The sequence below is a fragment of the Caballeronia grimmiae genome (assembly GCF_000698555.1).
Classification (GTDB): Bacteria; Pseudomonadota; Gammaproteobacteria; order Burkholderiales; family Burkholderiaceae; genus Caballeronia; species Caballeronia grimmiae.
Map to the genome: position 1 here is coordinate 222,390 of NZ_JFHE01000001.1, position 15,550 is coordinate 237,939.

At 64.0% G+C, this 15,550-nt stretch carries 13 protein-coding genes and 3 tRNA genes; 7 read left to right on the forward strand and 9 right to left on the reverse strand.

Annotated elements, in window-relative coordinates:
* Positions 1-330 precede the first annotated feature (330 nt).
* On the forward strand, positions 331-2,211 hold the full coding sequence (locus tag BG57_RS01045) for an ABC transporter ATP-binding protein (RefSeq protein WP_229753881.1): 1,881 nt from the start codon (positions 331-333) through the stop codon (positions 2,209-2,211).
* A gap of 43 nt (positions 2,212-2,254) precedes the next feature.
* On the opposite strand, the gene otsA is transcribed toward BG57_RS01045, so the two are convergent.
* Together otsA and otsB are read right to left on the reverse strand one after the other, a co-directional pair.
* On the reverse strand, positions 2,255-3,637 hold the full coding sequence (gene otsA, locus BG57_RS01050; RefSeq protein ID WP_035959567.1) for an alpha,alpha-trehalose-phosphate synthase (UDP-forming): 1,383 nt from the start codon (positions 3,635-3,637) through the stop codon (positions 2,255-2,257).
* Positions 3,637-4,389, reverse strand: a complete 753-nt coding sequence (gene otsB / locus BG57_RS01055; RefSeq protein WP_035959568.1) for a trehalose-phosphatase — start codon at positions 4,387-4,389, stop codon at positions 3,637-3,639. The genes otsA and otsB overlap by 1 nt, the downstream gene beginning before the upstream one ends.
* 263 nt (positions 4,390-4,652) lie before the next feature.
* Between otsB and BG57_RS01060 the strand changes: the two genes are divergently transcribed.
* Together BG57_RS01060 and BG57_RS01065 are read left to right on the forward strand one after the other, a co-directional pair.
* On the forward strand, positions 4,653-5,285 hold the full coding sequence (locus BG57_RS01060) for an SCO family protein (RefSeq protein ID WP_035959570.1): 633 nt from the start codon (positions 4,653-4,655) through the stop codon (positions 5,283-5,285).
* 2 nt (positions 5,286-5,287) lie between these two features.
* Entirely contained in the window at positions 5,288-6,196 is a 909-nt protein-coding gene (locus BG57_RS01065) for a cytochrome c oxidase assembly protein (RefSeq protein WP_035959571.1), read from the forward strand.
* Here the strand turns inward: BG57_RS01065 and BG57_RS01070 are convergent.
* The 6 genes from BG57_RS01070 to uvrC form a co-directional block, all read right to left on the reverse strand.
* Positions 6,103-6,597 (reverse strand): GNAT family N-acetyltransferase, encoded by a 495-nt coding sequence (locus tag BG57_RS01070; RefSeq protein WP_035959572.1) that lies wholly within the window; start codon positions 6,595-6,597, stop codon positions 6,103-6,105. The genes BG57_RS01065 and BG57_RS01070 overlap by 94 nt on opposite strands.
* A gap of 108 nt (positions 6,598-6,705) precedes the next feature.
* Positions 6,706-6,779, reverse strand: a tRNA-Cys gene (locus tag BG57_RS01075).
* Positions 6,780-6,857: 78 nt separating this feature from the next.
* A tRNA-Gly gene (locus BG57_RS01080) sits at positions 6,858-6,933 on the reverse strand.
* An 81-nt stretch (positions 6,934-7,014) separates the two neighbouring features.
* A tRNA-Gly gene (locus tag BG57_RS01085) sits at positions 7,015-7,090 on the reverse strand.
* Between the two features lie 165 nt (positions 7,091-7,255).
* Positions 7,256-7,852, reverse strand: coding sequence for a CDP-diacylglycerol--glycerol-3-phosphate 3-phosphatidyltransferase (gene pgsA / locus BG57_RS01090; RefSeq protein ID WP_035959573.1), 597 nt, complete (start codon positions 7,850-7,852; stop codon positions 7,256-7,258).
* A 114-nt stretch (positions 7,853-7,966) separates the two neighbouring features.
* Complete coding sequence (uvrC, locus tag BG57_RS01095) at positions 7,967-10,177, reverse strand: excinuclease ABC subunit UvrC (RefSeq protein ID WP_035959574.1); 2,211 nt, start codon at positions 10,175-10,177, stop codon at positions 7,967-7,969.
* A 110-nt stretch (positions 10,178-10,287) separates the two neighbouring features.
* On the opposite strand from uvrC, the gene earP reads away from it, so the two are divergent.
* From earP to BG57_RS01115, 4 genes are all read left to right on the forward strand, one after another.
* Positions 10,288-11,454: an elongation factor P maturation arginine rhamnosyltransferase EarP gene (earP, locus tag BG57_RS01100; protein ID WP_035959575.1), complete on the forward strand. Its 1,167-nt coding sequence runs from the start codon at positions 10,288-10,290 to the stop codon at positions 11,452-11,454.
* Between the two features lie 182 nt (positions 11,455-11,636).
* Entirely contained in the window at positions 11,637-12,194 is a 558-nt protein-coding gene (efp, locus tag BG57_RS01105; protein ID WP_035959576.1) for an elongation factor P, read from the forward strand.
* 307 nt (positions 12,195-12,501) lie between these two features.
* Positions 12,502-12,837 carry a BON domain-containing protein gene (locus tag BG57_RS01110; protein ID WP_035959577.1) on the forward strand — a complete coding sequence of 112 codons (336 nt, stop codon included), beginning with the start codon at positions 12,502-12,504 and terminating at the stop codon, positions 12,835-12,837.
* A 184-nt stretch (positions 12,838-13,021) separates the two neighbouring features.
* Positions 13,022-14,410 (forward strand): sigma-54-dependent transcriptional regulator, encoded by a 1,389-nt coding sequence (locus tag BG57_RS01115; RefSeq protein ID WP_035959579.1) that lies wholly within the window; start codon positions 13,022-13,024, stop codon positions 14,408-14,410.
* A 75-nt stretch (positions 14,411-14,485) separates the two neighbouring features.
* Here the strand turns inward: BG57_RS01115 and nagZ are convergent, their stop codons facing one another.
* Positions 14,486-15,514, reverse strand: coding sequence for a beta-N-acetylhexosaminidase (gene nagZ / locus BG57_RS01120; RefSeq protein WP_035959580.1), 1,029 nt, complete (start codon positions 15,512-15,514; stop codon positions 14,486-14,488).
* Between the last annotated feature and the right edge of the window lie 36 nt (positions 15,515-15,550).

The following is a 15,550-nucleotide window of genomic DNA, read 5'->3' on the forward strand; positions in this document are numbered from 1 at the left end:
AGGCGCTTCGGATTGTGAGCGCGGCCCCCTGTGGACTATTTCCACGCGTGGCTGCGCTCCATCGCAAAAAAGCGCGCATTGTGCTTACAATGCGCGCCCAAGCCCGAAGCTGTGTGCGTCGGTTTTATGCGGGCAGCAACGAAGCCTCGCTCGCTGAAACAACGACGGTTCGATGCCGGACGGAAGGAAAGTCCGCGCATCATTTGCCTGAACGACGTTCGCCTCTCCGGTTACTGGCTACAATTCAGCCAGTGAAGACGGCGCGTCGTCGCCGGGTTCGATGCGATCGCGCCGCGACGGCGGACGCATCGGACAGGACGTGCAATGTGAATGGCATCGCCCCAGGACGCAGCACACGCTCAACCGCTTTACGACCAAAAAAGACCATTGGACCAACTCACCGTCTCCCAGCGTAACGCGCACAACGCGAAGCTCGCGAGCTACGCGAATCGCCCGCTTGCGTTCCTGATGCGCTATATCCGCCGGCATCCGGTCGCGCATGCCATCGTGCTCGCCAGCGTCTTCGCCGCAGTCGGTTGCGCGCTCGCATCGCAATATGCGATCAAGCATCTGATCGACGTGCTCAGCCAGGGGCGCGGCCATCCCGGTCCGCTCTGGGGCGCGTTCATGATCCTGGTCGGCCTGATCGCCGCCGACAACCTGCTCTGGCGGGTCGGCGGCTGGGTCGGCGCTCATGTGTTCGTGATCGTCACCGGCGATCTGCGCAAGGATCTCTTTTCCTATCTCTCCGGTCACTCGCCGACGTACTTCTCCGAGAAGCAGCCGGGGATGCTCGCGAGCCGCATCACGGCAACCTCGAACGCCATTTACACGTCCGAAAACGTGATGGCGTGGAACGTCCTGCCTCCCTGCATCGCGGTGCTGGGGGCGATCGTGATGATCGTCGCGGTGAATCCGCTGATGGCCGCCGGGCTCATGTGCTGTTCGCTGGTGCTCGCGTTCATCCTGTACCGGCTCGCGAAACGCGGCTCCGCGCGGCATCACAGTTTTGCGTCGAAGGCGGCGTCGGTCGATGGCGAACTCGTCGACGTGATCGGCAACATGTCGCTCGTGCGCGCGTTCGGCATGACCTTCAACGAGCAGAAGCGCTTCGGCTCGACCGTGAAGGCCGAAATGGTCGCGCGCCAGCAGAGCCTGCTGTATCTGGAAAAGCTGCGCCTGTTCCACGCGGTCGTCACGGCGATCCTCTCCGCCGGGCTGCTCGGCTGGGCGCTGTGGCTGTGGTCGGAAGGCCGCGCCACTTCCGGCGATATCGTGCTCGTCAGTTCGCTCGGCTTCACGATTCTGCACGGCACGCGCGATCTCGCCGTCGCGCTCGTCGATGTGACCCAGCACGTCGCGCGTCTCGCCGAAGCCGTGCAGACGCTGCTCGAACCGCACGGCATGCCCGATCGCTCGGACGCGACGGAACTCGTGCCGCAAGGCGGGCGCGTCGATTTCGAAGGCGTCACGTTCGCGTATCCGCGCCGCCGTCCGATTCTCGACAACTTCCATCTGCATATCGAGCCGGGCCAGCGCGTGGGTCTGATCGGCAAGTCGGGCGCGGGCAAGTCCACCGTGCTCGCGCTGCTGCAACGCTTCTACGAGCCGCAGAAAGGCAGCATCAAGATCGACGGCCAGGATATCGCCACGATCACGCAGGACAGCCTGCGCCACGCGATCGCGCTGGTGCCGCAGGACATTTCGCTGTTCCATCGCACGGTGTTCGAGAATATCGCGTACGGGCGTCCGGAAGCGAGCCGCGAGGAAGTGCTCGCCGCCGCGCGCGAGGCGCGCTGCACGGATTTCATCGAAGCGATGCCGGAAGGTTTCGATACGATCGTCGGCGATCGCGGCGTGAAGCTGTCGGGCGGCCAGCGGCAGCGCATCGCAATTGCGCGCGCCATTCTGAAAAACGCGCCGATCCTGCTGCTCGACGAAGCGACTTCCGCGCTCGACAGCGCATCGGAAGAAGCGATCCAGCAGGCGCTCGACCGGCTGATGGTCGGCCGCACGGTGATCGCGATTGCGCACCGTCTGTCGACGCTGCAGAACTTCGATCGCATCATCGTGATGAGCGCGGGCAAGGTCATCGACGACGGCTCGCCGCAAGAACTGCGCGAGCGGCCGGGGCTGTATCGCGAGTTGCTGGCGAAACAGCACGGCAAGCTGCCGTCGATCGTCGCGACGCCGCACAAGCAGCCGGCGTAAAAAACAAGCCGCGTTCTCGAAAGAAACGCGGCTTTTTTATCGCTCAGCGCGCCTTCAGATCGCGCAGGAAGTTGTCCCGCCACACCGACACGTTGTTATCCCGCAGCAGCGCATACATCTCGCGATGCCTTGCGCGGCGCTCGTCCAGCGGCATTGCGAGCGCAGTGGCGAGCGCTTCCGCCATGCCGTCGATGTCGAGCGGATTCACGATCAACGCCGCTTTCAGCTCACGCGCCGCGCCCGCGAATTGCGACAACACGAGCACGCCCGGATCGTCCGGGTCCTGCGCCGACACGTATTCCTTGGCGACGAGGTTCATGCCATCGCGCAGCGGCGTGACGAAGCCGACGTGCGCCTCGCGAAACAGCGCGGCAAGCACCGGCCGCTCGTACTGGCGATGGATATAGCGGATCGGCGTCCAGTCGAGCTCGGCGTATCGCCCGTTGATGCGGCCCGATTCCGCTTCCAGTTGCAAGCGGATATCGCGATAGGCGTCGACATCCGAGCGCGTCGGCGGTGCAATCTGCAGAAACGACACGTTGTTGCGCTGCTGCGGATCGTGCTCCATCAGGCGCTCGAACGCGCGGAAACGCTCGACGAGTCCCTTCGAATAATCCAGGCGATCGACGCTCATCACGAGCTTGCGCTGATGCAGCGTCGCCTTGACGGTCTGCACGTCGCGGCCGCTTTCGCCGTCTTTCGCGAGCGCGCGGACTTCATCGGGATACACGCCGATCGGATACGCCGCCGCCTTCAGCGTCTTGCCGAACGCGCGCACCTCCACGGGCTTCGCCGCGTGCCGGGTGAGCGTGCCGCCCGCTTCGGTTTCGACGTAATCGCAAAACGCATGCAGATCAGGCTCCGTCTGGAAGCCGAGCAGATCGAACGCACACAGCGCCTCGACGAGTTCGCGATGACGCGGCACGCTCAGCAGAATCTGCGACGCCGGAAACGGGATATGCAGGAAGAACCCGATGCGGTTCTTCACGCCCAGCTCGCGCAGCGCCTGCGCGAACGGAATCAGATGATAGTCGTGGACCCAGATGACGTCATCGGGCCTGAGCAGCGGCGCAAGTTGCGCGGCGAGCCAGCGATTCACGCGGCAATAGCCGTCGTACTCGTCGCGATCGAATTCGATGAGATCCGGGCGATAGTGAAACGCGGGCCACAGCGTCGCGTTCGAAAAGCCGCGGTAGTACTGGTCGTAATCGCGGCGCACGAGACCGATGGTCGCAAACGTCACCGGCCCCTGCTCTTCCAGCTTTATCGCTTCGGGCGGCACGGTGAGCACGTCGCCGCTCCAGCCGAACCACACGCCGCCGGTCTCCTTGAGCGCGTCGTAGACGCCGACCGCGAGCCCGCCCGCCGCCGGGCCGCCTTCCGAAATCGGCGCAACCCGGTTCGACACGATGATCAGACGGCCCATCAGGCGTGCTTCCCGGCGGTGCCCGCGATCACTTGCAGCCAGTCGAGCAGCAATTCGACCGATTCGATGCGCGCCCGCGCGACGGTATCGCCCGCGCCGATCTTGATCGACAGGCCATCGAATTCGTTGACGACCGCGAAGCCCTTCTCGTCGGTGAGATCGTCGCCGATGAAGACAGGCTTGCGGCCCGTGAACGGCGGCTCGGCCATGAAGGCGCGCAACGCACGGCCTTTATCGACGCCCCTCGGCTTGATCTCGTACACCATCTTGCCCGGCTGAAGCACGTAGGCGTCGGCGTATTCCGCGACGAGACGCTCCGTGGCCGCGCGCGCGGCCGGCTCGCGCTCGGGCGCATTCCGGTAATGCAGCGCGAGCGCCGCGCCCTTGATTTCGAGCAGCATGCCGGGATTCGCGCTGACGACGCCTTCGAGCACGTGTTCCATGCGCAAGAGCCGCTCGTCGTGGAAGCCGATGCGCTGCACGTCGCCATTGGCGTCGCGCCGCTCCGCGCCGTGCATCCCGGCGACGGGCAGATCGGGCATCTGCAGGAACGAATCGATATTGTCGATGCCGCGTCCCGACACGACCGCGACCGCATTATTGGTCGCGCGCCGCAGCGACGCGAGGATGTCGGGCACCGAACGCGGCACGAAAATGCCGTCGGGCGTGGAAGCGAGTTCGACGAGTGTGCCGTCGAAATCGAAGAAGAACGCGGTCTCGGCAAGAGACAGGGAATCGGGAAGAATTTGCATCGATCTTTAGCCTGTGGTTTGCCTCGTGTGGCGCGAGCCGAAGCCGGAGGCGCGCATGTTACGTGCGCCAGCTTTCGATTTCCAACGCGCGCAACTTACGGATTCGCTCGCCGGGCTTTCGGCGAGCCTGAAGTATGCGGCAAATCGTCTCAAAAATAAGCCGCAGGATAGATGATGCGCCACCTCCGGCCTCGAAGACGTGTATTTTGCGATAGATGTTCATGCCATCAAACCCCCGCCGCGCGCCGCTTTCACCCTTTTCGATGCACGCTTCGTTCCCTGTTTGGCCAGTTTCGCGCGTTCTGCGCTGGCGCCGGTTCATCGCTCTCGTTTTCTTTTGGGCGCTGGCCGCGTGCTCGCGGCCGACCGAGCCGTGGCATCTGACCGACGTCTCCGGGCATCTGCCCGACCTCGACTTCTCTCTCACCGATGACACCGGCGCGCACGTCACCGGCCGGTCTTTCGCGGGCCGCGCGACGCTCGTCTACTTCGGCTATACGCACTGCCCCGATGTCTGCCCGGAAACGATGGCGCGTCTCATGCAGGTGCTCCAGCAGCTCGGGCCGGATGCCGACGCGGCGCGCATCGTGTTCGTTTCCGTCGATCCCGCCCGCGATACGCCCACACTTCTGCACGCGTATGTCCGCGCCTTCGACGACCGGCACGCCGTCGGCCTGACAGGCGCGGATCGCGCGATCGAAGCCGTCGCGCAGCGGTATCGCGTGGCGTATCAGATGGAAAAGCGCGATCCGGACGGCGCATACGAAGTGACGCACAGTTCGGCGGTGTATATCTTCGATCGCGACGGCCACGCGCGCCTGCTCGCCACGGACCGGGATTCGATCGACGCCATCGCCGCCGATCTGCGCCGCGTCATTCACGCGAAGGACGCCTGACGATGACGACGCTGCTCTACTGGCTCGATCCATGGGAGCCGTCGCCGACGGTCGTGATCGCGATACTCGTCGCCGCCGTGCTGTTTGCGCGCGGCGCACGGCATGCGCGCGTATCGATATCGCGGCGTATCGCGTTCTGGGCCGGATTGAGCGCGCTCTACGTGGCGCTGCACACGCGGCTCGATTACTTTTTCGAGCACGAGTTTTTCATGCATCGGCTGCAGCATCTGGTGCTGCATCATCTCGGGCCCTTCCTGATTGCGCTGTCGTATCCGGGGGCGGCGCTGCGCGCAGGCGTGCCGTTCGAATGGCGGCGACGCTGGCTGCGTCCGGCATCGCAGACTCGCGTCGCACGCATGATGTTCGATATCGTGTTCAACCCGGTTATCGCGCTGACGCTGTTCGTCGGCCTGATCTACTTGTGGCTGCTATCGCCGATTCACTTCAAGGCGATGCTCGATTACCGGCTCTATCGCGTAATGAACTGGAGCATGGTGATCGACGGCCTGCTTTTCTGGTGGCTCGTGCTCGACCCGCGTCCCGCGCCGCCCGCGCGGCTCGCGCCCGGCCGGCGCATTCTGGTGGTGATCGCCGCCATTCCGCCGCAGATCGTGCTCGGCGCGTTCATCTTCTTCACGCCGCGCGAGCTGTATCCGATCTATTCGATTTGCGGCCGCGCGTTCACCTGGATCACGCCGATGCGCGACCAGCAGATCGGCGGACTCTTGCTCTGGATTCCCGGCTCGATGATGAGCGTGATCGGCGCGCTGATCGCGCTGCGCCACTGGCTGCGGCTGTCGGCGCGCGCGCGGTTGCGTCAGGAGTCGAAGCCGGGACGGCGCATCCAGACATGCGGGATGCCATCTTCGTCATGCACCCCCGACGAAGCGACGAATCCGAACGCGCCGTAAAAGCGCTGCAAGTGCGCCTGCGCATGCAGGCTGATCGGCTGGTCGGGCCACTGCTTGAGAATTTCTTCGAGCGCGCGCTGAAGCATCGCGTTGCCGAGCTTCATGCCGCGAAAGCCGGCGGTCGTCAGCACGCGGCCGATACGGACGTCCTTTTCGTTTTCGTCCGGATGACCCGGCAACAGCACGCGCAGATATCCGGCGAGTTTCGGGCGCGTCTCGCCTCTGCCGTACGCCAGCAGATGCCATGCGTCGGTATCGAGCCCGTCGATATCGCCGTACACGCAGTTCTGCTCGACGACGAACACCGCGCTGCGTGCGGCGAGCATGTCGTAGACTTCGGCGGTGGTCAGGTCATCGAAGCGCTTCCAGCGCCACTCGAGGTGGGAGAGTTGGGTGGTCATCGTTGTAGGTATCGGAGGCCTTGCGGCGTGCCGCAATTATGCCGCGAGGCAGCCGGAGCAAAGCGCCGCGGAAAAAGAAAAAGCCCTGACGAGTCAGGGCTTTTAAAGTGGAGGCGCGAACCGGAGTCGAACCGGTCTAAACGGCTTTGCAGGCCGCTGCATAACCGCTTTGCTATCGCGCCATAAGCGGTGTGGCTTGCCAGCCAATCTGAGTCGGCCAGTCTACCAAACAAAAAGGGAAGCTTTGCTTCCCCTTTGACTGGAGCGGGAGACGAGGCTCGAACTCGCGACCTCAACCTTGGCAAGGTTGCGCTCTACCAACTGAGCTACTCCCGCATATCCTGCGCTGCTACTGCCTTTCCGATGCCGCTTCGCCGACCGAACCGATGAGCGCTGCTCACACCGAAACTTTCAAACTGGAGCGGGAGACGAGGCTCGAACTCGCGACCTCAACCTTGGCAAGGTTGCGCTCTACCAACTGAGCTACTCCCGCATTTGCTGCTTATTTACTGCTTAACTGACTGCTTCGCTTCGTTTCTGCTTCGCGTCGCGCATCAGAGAAACGAGATTATGTAGAAGCCAAAGAGACCTGTCAACTGTTTTGTCTGCGGTTTTTTCAGCTTCGACGCAATTTTTTGCGCTTAGCCTGCCGACTGTTTCAAAGCATGCCGCCGCGCTCGCGAATCTGCGGCCAGGCCAGCTTCATGTAGTAAAACATCGACCAGACGGTGAGAAACGCCGCGACATTGATAAGCCACAAACCCCACACGCGCGAGTCGAGCACCCACTGCGTGCCCGGGATGTTCAGGCGGCCGTAGAACAGCAGCATCGGAATGGCGACCATCTGGCAGACCGTCTTGAACTTGCCGAGCGAATTCACCGCCACGCTCTTCGATGCGCCGATCTGCGCCATCCATTCACGCAGCGCCGAAATGGTGATCTCGCGTCCGACGATCACGAGCGCGATCACCGCGTTGAGCCGCGCGCTCTGCACGAGCACGAGCAGCGCGGCGGTGACCATCAGCTTGTCGGCGACCGGATCGAGAAATGCGCCGAACGCCGACGTCTGATTGAGCTTGCGCGCGAGGAAGCCGTCGAACCAATCGGTGAGCGCGGCGAGCACGAAGATGACCATCGCGAGCAGGTTGCGATGCTCGAGGCTCAACATCATGTCCGGCAGATAGAACACGCCCACGACGAGCGGAATCAGCACGATTCGCAGCCACGTCAGGAAGATCGGTAGGTTGAACGGCATGGGCGAAAGTGGGATCGAGTGCGTGAGGGGTTGGAGGCGCCATTGTGCCGCGTCGCTCCGACGCTCACAAGGCGCGGCTGAAGGCCCCGAAGCGGCGCGCAGCGGGGCCGCTCATCAATGCAACTGCCGGTAAATCTGCTGTGCAAGCGCAAGCGATATGCCCTCGACGCTCGCCAGGTCCTCGACGCTCGCCGCCTGCACGCCGCGCAAGCCGCCAAACCGCGACAACAGGCGCTGACGCCGCTTCGCGCCGACGCCTTCGAGTTCTTCCAGCCGCGATGTCTGGCGCGTCTTCGCCCGCTTCGCCCGCATGCCGGTAATCGCGAAGCGGTGCGCTTCATCGCGGATTTGAGCGACGAGCATCAGCGCCGCGCTTTCCTTGCCGAGTTCGAGCGCGGGACGACCATCCGCGAAGATCAGCGTTTCGAGGCCGACCTTGCGCCCCTCGCCCTTCGCGACGCCCACCAGCATGCCGTGATCGAGCCCAAGCTCCGAAAACACTTGCCGCGCGATTTCGACCTGCCCCTTGCCGCCGTCGATCAGCACGATATTCGGCAGCGTGCCGCCCGCGGCCACGGCCGGCGCGGCGTCGGGCGTGACGTTGGGGTCGGCGGCGTCATCCGGCTGCATCGTCGTGGCTTCCTCGTTCGCGTTCGCCGCCGCCTGCGCGACCATCTTCTCGTAGCGGCGCGTGAGCACCTGGCGCATCGCGGCGTAATCGTCGCCGGGCGTGATGCCCGTGATGTTGTAGCGCCGATATTCGCCCGACTGCATCTTGTGATGGTGATACACCACGCACGACGCCTGCGTCGCCTCGCCCATCGTATGGCTGATGTCGAAGCACTCGATGCGCATCAGCGCGAGGTCGTCCATCTCGAGCCCGAGCGTTTCCGCGAGCGAGCGCGTGCGCGCCTGCTGCGAGCCCTGCTCCGACAAAAGACGCGCGAGCGCGAGCTTCGCGTTCTGTTCGGCCATCGACAGCCAGACGCGCTTCTGACCTTGCGGCTGACGCAGCAGCGTGACCTTGTGGCCGGCCTGCTCCATCAGCAGATCGATGAGTTCGCGGCTCGCCGGCGCGTGACTCACGACGAGCACCGGCGGCACGCGATTGCCGATGTAGTGCTGCGCCATAAACGCTTCCAGCACTTCAGATTCGAGCGCGCCTTCGCGCATGGCGGGTTCGGTCTGGTCTTCGACGTCCAGTTGAGCTTCGACGCCGGCCGCGTCGGCATCGCCTTCCGTCGTCGACTGCACGCCGTCTTCCGCCTGCGCCTCGTCTCGTGCGGCATTCGCGATCGCTTCTATCTCCGGCGCGGGAACATCGACGAGTGCTGTCGCAGCCGCTTCGACGGCGTTGACGGCTTCGACGGCGTCGTCGTCTTCAAGGCCCGCTTCGTCGTCTTCGAGGCCCGTTTCGTCGTCCTCGGGAAGCGGCATCGCGCTTTCCACGTGCGCCGGGAAATACGCCTTGTCGCCGAGATGGCGGCCGCCGCGCACCATCGCCAGATTCACGCAGACCTTGCCGCCCAGCGCGACGACCGCGAGGATATCGACATCGCTTTCGCCGCCGACTTCAATGGCCTGCTGATGCAGCACCGTCGACAGCGAACTCATCTGATTGCGCACCGCCGCCGCCTGCTCGAACTTCAGCTCGGCTGCGAACGCATGCATCTTTTCTTCCAGCTCTTTCATCACTTCGCCCTGCCGGCCGAGCAGAAAGCGCGACGCGTTCGATACATCGCGTGCGTAATCCTCCTTGCTGATGAGACCGGTACAAGGCGCGGTGCATCGCCCGATCTGATGCAGAAGACACGGACGCGTCCGGTTGCTGAACACCGAGTCCTCGCACGTGCGCAACTGGAACACGCGCTGCAAGATTTGAATGCTCTCGCGCACCGCCCAGGCGCTCGGGAACGGCCCGAAGTACTGATTCTTCTTGTCGACCGCGCCGCGGTAATAAGCCATGCGCGGAAACGCGTGCCCGGTCAGCTTGAGGAACGGGTACGACTTGTCGTCGCGAAAGAGGATGTTGTAGCGCGGCGCGAGCGCCTTGATCAGGTTGTTTTCGAGCAGCAGCGCTTCGGCTTCGGAGCGCGTGACGGTCGTCTCGATCTTGCGGATGCGCGTGACCATCATCGCGATGCGCGGCGAATGCAGCGTCTTCGTGAAGTAGCTCGACACGCGTTTCTTCAGGTTGCGAGCCTTGCCGACGTAGAGCACGTTGCCGTCGCCGTCGTAATAGCGGTACACGCCCGGCAGATGCGGCAACTGCACAAGCGTCTTCTTCGGGTCGAAAGTCGGATCGGGGGCGTCGGTCTGAGTCATGCAGCGAATATCGTGACGGTGCGCGGAAGGGACAAGGCAGGCGGCGCACCGTGTCTTAGAATCGCCAGTTTAGAACATTACGACGCGGTCTCGCCGCCGCTCATGCCGCCATGTCCACGCCCCCGTCGCATCAAGCAGGCCAGGAACTCGCCTGCGACATCTTCTGCGCGGTCGTCGACAACTTCGGCGATATCGGCGTGTGCTGGCGGCTCGCGCGTCAGCTTCGCGCGGAGCACGGCTGGCGCGTGCGGCTCTTCGTCGACGATCTCGCCGTCTTCCACGCGCTGTGCCCCGCCGTCGATACGTCGCTCGCGCGGCAGGAAGCGGCGGGCGTCGTCATCGAACACTGGCGCGAGCCGGCGCATGCGGGCGACGCGCTCGAGATCGCCGATGTCGTCGTCGAAGCGTTCGCGTGCGAGATTCCGCACGCGTACATCGCCGCGATGGCGCGTCGCGAGCCGAAGCCCGTGTGGGTCAATCTGGAGTATCTGAGCGGCGAAGACTGGGTCGCCGATTTCCACCTGCGGCCGTCGCCGCATCCGCGCTATCCGCTCGAGAAGAGCTTCTTCTTCCCCGGCCTCGGCGCGGGCACGGGCGGCGTGCTGAAGGAGCGCGGCCTCGATGCCGCCCGCGAACGCTTCGATGCCGCGACGTGGTGGCGCGAGCGCGTGGGCATCGAGCGGCCGGACGCGGCATCGACGGTGATCTCGCTGTTCGCGTACGAGAACCCCGCCGTCGATGCGCTGCTCGCGCAGTGGCGCGATGGCGCGTCGCCCGTCGTGCTGCTGGTGCCGGAGGGGCGCATTTCCGGCGCGATCGCGCGCTTCTTCGGCCTGCCGAAGTTCGCTGCGGGAGCATCGGCGCGTGCGGGCGCGCTGCAGGCGCATGCGCTGGGTTTCGTCGAGCAGCCGCGTTTCGACGAACTGCTCTGGGCCGCCGATTTCAACTTCGTGCGCGGCGAAGACTCGTTCGTGCGCGCGCAATGGGCGCAAAAGCCGTTCGCGTGGCACATCTACCCGCAAGCCGACGACGCGCATCTGCCAAAACTCGATGCCGCCCTCGCCCATTACGCCAGCGGACTTTCGCCCTCGGCGCGGGATGCGATCAATCGCTTCTGGCATGCGTGGAACGGCGCGGGCACGCCGGACTGGGCGGATTTCCGGCGGCATCGGGGGGAATTCGAGGCGCGTGCGGCGCAGTGGGCCGATGAACTCGCGGACGTCGGCGATCTGGCCGGCAACCTCGTCGCGCATGCGGCTGCGCGCATGGGCGGCTGACACGGACCCGCCTGCCCGGCGGCTGGCCAAACCAGCAAAAACTCAGTTAAAATAAGCGGTTATCCGAGCGCAGGCCGCAGTTTCGTTACCGCAGACGGCGCTCCACCTGAATCGATCTAATCCGCAGATCAGCAATCCACGGCAACACTGAAGCCAAATTCAATCGTAAGGACCCAGTTTTTATGAAGACCGCACAAGAACTCCGCGTCGGCAACGTCGTCATGATCGGTAACGATGCCATGGTCGTGCAACGTGCCGAATACAACAAGTCCGGCCGTAACTCAGCGGTCGTGAAAATGAAGTTCAAGAACCTGCTGACGAACGCCGGCATGGAAACGGTCTACAAGGCCGACGACAAGTTCGACGTCGTCGTGCTCGAGCGCAAGGAAGTGACGTACTCGTACTTCGCGGACCCGATGTACGTCTTCATGGACGCCGACTACAACCAGTACGAAGTCGAAGCCGAAATGATGGGCGACGCGCTCCACTATCTCGAAGACGGCATGGCTTGCGAAGTCGTGTTCTACAACGAGAAGGCCATTTCCGTCGAACTGCCGACCACGCTGGTTCGCGAAATCGTCTACACGGAACCGGCCGTCAAGGGCGATACGTCGTCGGGCAAGGTGCTGAAGACCGCGAAGCTGCACACCGGCTTTGAGCTGCAAGTGCCGCTCTTCTGCAACATCGGCGACAAGATCGAAATCGACACGCGCACGAACGAATACCGCAGCCGCGCCTAAAGCGGCATCGCGTAAGCCTTACGCCGGCCACGCCCGGCGCTGGGCGGCGGTGACGGAACCGCCGGTCAAGGCTGTCAATGAAAGCGCCCCATCGCGGGCGCTTTTTCTTTTGCATGAATTTTTTGACAAATTCAGGCAAACTTTACCGCTTGAAAGCAATTGTCTTGACTCAGCAAGCCGGCCTCTTCCTCGCCTATGTTGCTGTTTTTGTTGTAACTACATGGCCGTACCGTGCCGCGCGAGCTGGTTTTTACAATTTGGCACAATTCCTGCTTTATCCGCGCATCGGGACTAAACACGGCATCAGATGCACTTCCAGCGCTTCCGCTTTGGCCGATGGACGATCGTTGCGGCGCTTGCGCTGCCTGCTTTCGCGTTGACGGCGGGATGCCAGTCCGCCGCAACCGGCGAGCCGGCCGCAGATTACGCATCGGACGCCTCGGTGACCGCGCGCGTGAAAGCGGCATTGCTTGCCGATCCGGGATTGAAATCGCTCGCGGTCAGCGTGGCGACTTATCGCGGTGTCGTTCAGTTGTCCGGTAACGTGAATTCGGAGGAACAGATTCAGAAGGCCGTCGCCGTAACCCGCAGCGTGTCGGGCGTGCAATCCATCAGCAACGATCTGCACATCAAGCCGCAATGACGCAGTAGTCGATACCCAAGCGCAGGACAAGAACAAACCGCAGCGGGATCCAACGCGCCGCGCAGTCAAAGCATGACAACGCGCCGCAGCCCGCCCACGAGCGCCCGAGTTCCAAGCATCGCCCTTGACCGGCGACGCATGCTGCAACGGCAATTACAGTCTCTTTTGATACGTTGTGTCTGCCATGCCACACGCACTGATTGTCGAAGACGATCCCAACAGCCTGTCCGGCCTGTCCGCGATCCTGTCGGCGGACGGCTTTTCTGTCGATACCGCGACCACGCTCGCCGAGGCGCGCGCCGCGCTGACGCGCTTCATCCCCGATGTCGTACTGATCGACCTCAACCTGCCCGACGGCAGCGGTCTCGATCTGCTGCCGAGCCTGCCGTCGCAACCGCCTGACGGAGCGCTGCCCGTCATCGTGATGACCGGTAACGCGACGGTCGAAAGCGCGATCGAAGGGCTGCGGCACGGCATCTGGGATTACTTGCTGAAGCCGGTCAACATCCCGCGTTTGCGCAGCCTGCTCGCGCGGATTCCCCGTCCCTACGAGCTGACCGAGGAAGTGCAGTCGCTGCGCTCGACGCTGCGCGAGCTCGGCCATTTCGGCGACATGCTCGGCCGCAGCGCAGTCATGCAGCAGGTCTACGATCAGATCGAGCACACTGCGCCGACCGAAGCCGCCGTGCTGATCTGCGGCGAGCCGGGCACGGGCAAGAAGCTGGCGGCGCGCACCATTCACCAGTTGAGCCGCCGCCGCAAGGGACCGTTCGTGAGCTTCGACTGCTCGACCGCGCGCGCTGACGGCACGCACCGCTCGATGGAAAGCATCCTCTTCGGCCACGAGCGCAATGCGTTCGCGGGCGCGGAAAATCGCGAGCCGGGCCTGCTCGAGCAATCCGGCGGCGGCACGCTGTTCCTCGACCAGATCGATTCATTGCCCGCCCCGCAGCAGGAAGCGCTGTTGCGCGCGCTCGATTCGCAGACGTTCATGCGCGTCGGCGGCAGCAATCGCATCATGACCGACTTCCGCCTGATCGCATCGTCGCGCACGCCGGCGCGCGATGCCGTGACGAGTGGCGCGCTGCGCGAGGACCTGTTCCAGCGGCTGTCCGCGTCGTCGATCGTGCTTCCGCCGCTGCGCGAACGCGACGACGACATCGCGCTGATGGCCGAGCAATTCGTCGATGAGCTTAATCGCGAGAATCACATCGCCGGAATCACGAGCGGATCGCCGAAGCGCATCAGCCCGTCGTTCCTGCGCGAGTGCATCGCGAACGACTGGCCGGGCAACGTGCGCGAAATGCGGGATCGCGTGCGGCGCGCGTACCACGCATCGGGCGAAACGATCGAAACATTGCGCGCCGACGAGCAAGGCGGTCCCGGCGGGCGCGGTCTCAATGGCAGCAGCGTGCAGGTGACGGTCGGCACGGCGCTCGCGGATGTCGAAGACATGCTGATTCGCGCGACGCTCGAAGCGGTCGGCGGGACGCGGCATCGCGCGGCGACGCTGCTCGGCATCAGCCCGAAGACGCTCTATAACAAGCTGCAGCGGATGAAGCTGGAACCGTAGGCTTCACAGCCGCCGAAAAAGAACGCCACGGCAGTTTGCATGCCGTGGCGTTTTTTTGCGTCCATCCGACGGACTTCAGCCCAACGCGCTCGCGATCAAAGCCCGCGCCGCCCGATATTCCGGCTGATTCTGCAGCTTGCTCCAGCGCAACGCCTTGCCGCGCGGACGCATCTGCCGGATGCGCTGCTGCGATGCCTTCGACGGCGTAAAGCGCAGTTGCTCCAACACCTTGCCCGCCTCCTCCGGCTGATTGCAGATCAGCACCATGTCGCAGCCCGCCGTCAGCGCGGCCGTCGCGGCTTCGGTAAGCGTGCCGCCCGCGCGCGCAGCTTCCATCGAGAGATCATCGCTGAAAATCGCGCCGTTGAAGCCAAGCTTGCCGCGCAGAATGTCCTGCAGCCAGATGCGCGAAAAGCCGGCGGGCTTCTCGTCGACTTGCGTGTAGATCACGTGCGCCGGAATCACCGACGCAAGCGACAGCCCGAGCCAGTCGTAGGGACGCACGTCGGCGGCGAGGATTTCATCGAGCGGGCGATCGTCGGTCGGCAGCGCGACATGCGAATCCGCCGATGCGAAGCCGTGCCCCGGAAAGTGCTTGCCGCAGTTCGCCATGCCGGCGAGCGCGAGGCCGTAATTCAGGCTCTTGGCGAGCATCGTCACGACGCGCGGATCGCTGTGCAGCGCGCGATCGCCGATCACCTGCGACTGGCCGTAGTCGAGATCGAGCACCGGCGTAAAGCTCATGTCGATGCCGCACGCGCGCAACTCCGACGCGAGCACGTAGCCGAACGCAGTCGCCGCTTTGGTGGCTGCGAGCACGTCCTTGTCCCACAACGCGCCGAGCTTGCCAGGCGCGGGCAACACCGTGAAGCCATCGGTGCGAAAGCGCTGCACGCGCCCGCCTTCGTGATCGACGGCGATCAGGATGTCATCGCGCACCGCGCGGATCGCATCGGTCAGCGCGACCAGCTGCGCGCGGTCCTCGAAATGGCGCTTGAAGAGGATGATGCCGCCCGTCATCGGATGCGTGAGGCGCTCGATATCCGCGTCGGAGAGCGTCGTGCCGGCGACGTCGAGCATGACGGGGCCGGGAATGCGTTTCATCGGATTCAATTGGTTTTCTTGTGGTGGTGGTTGTGC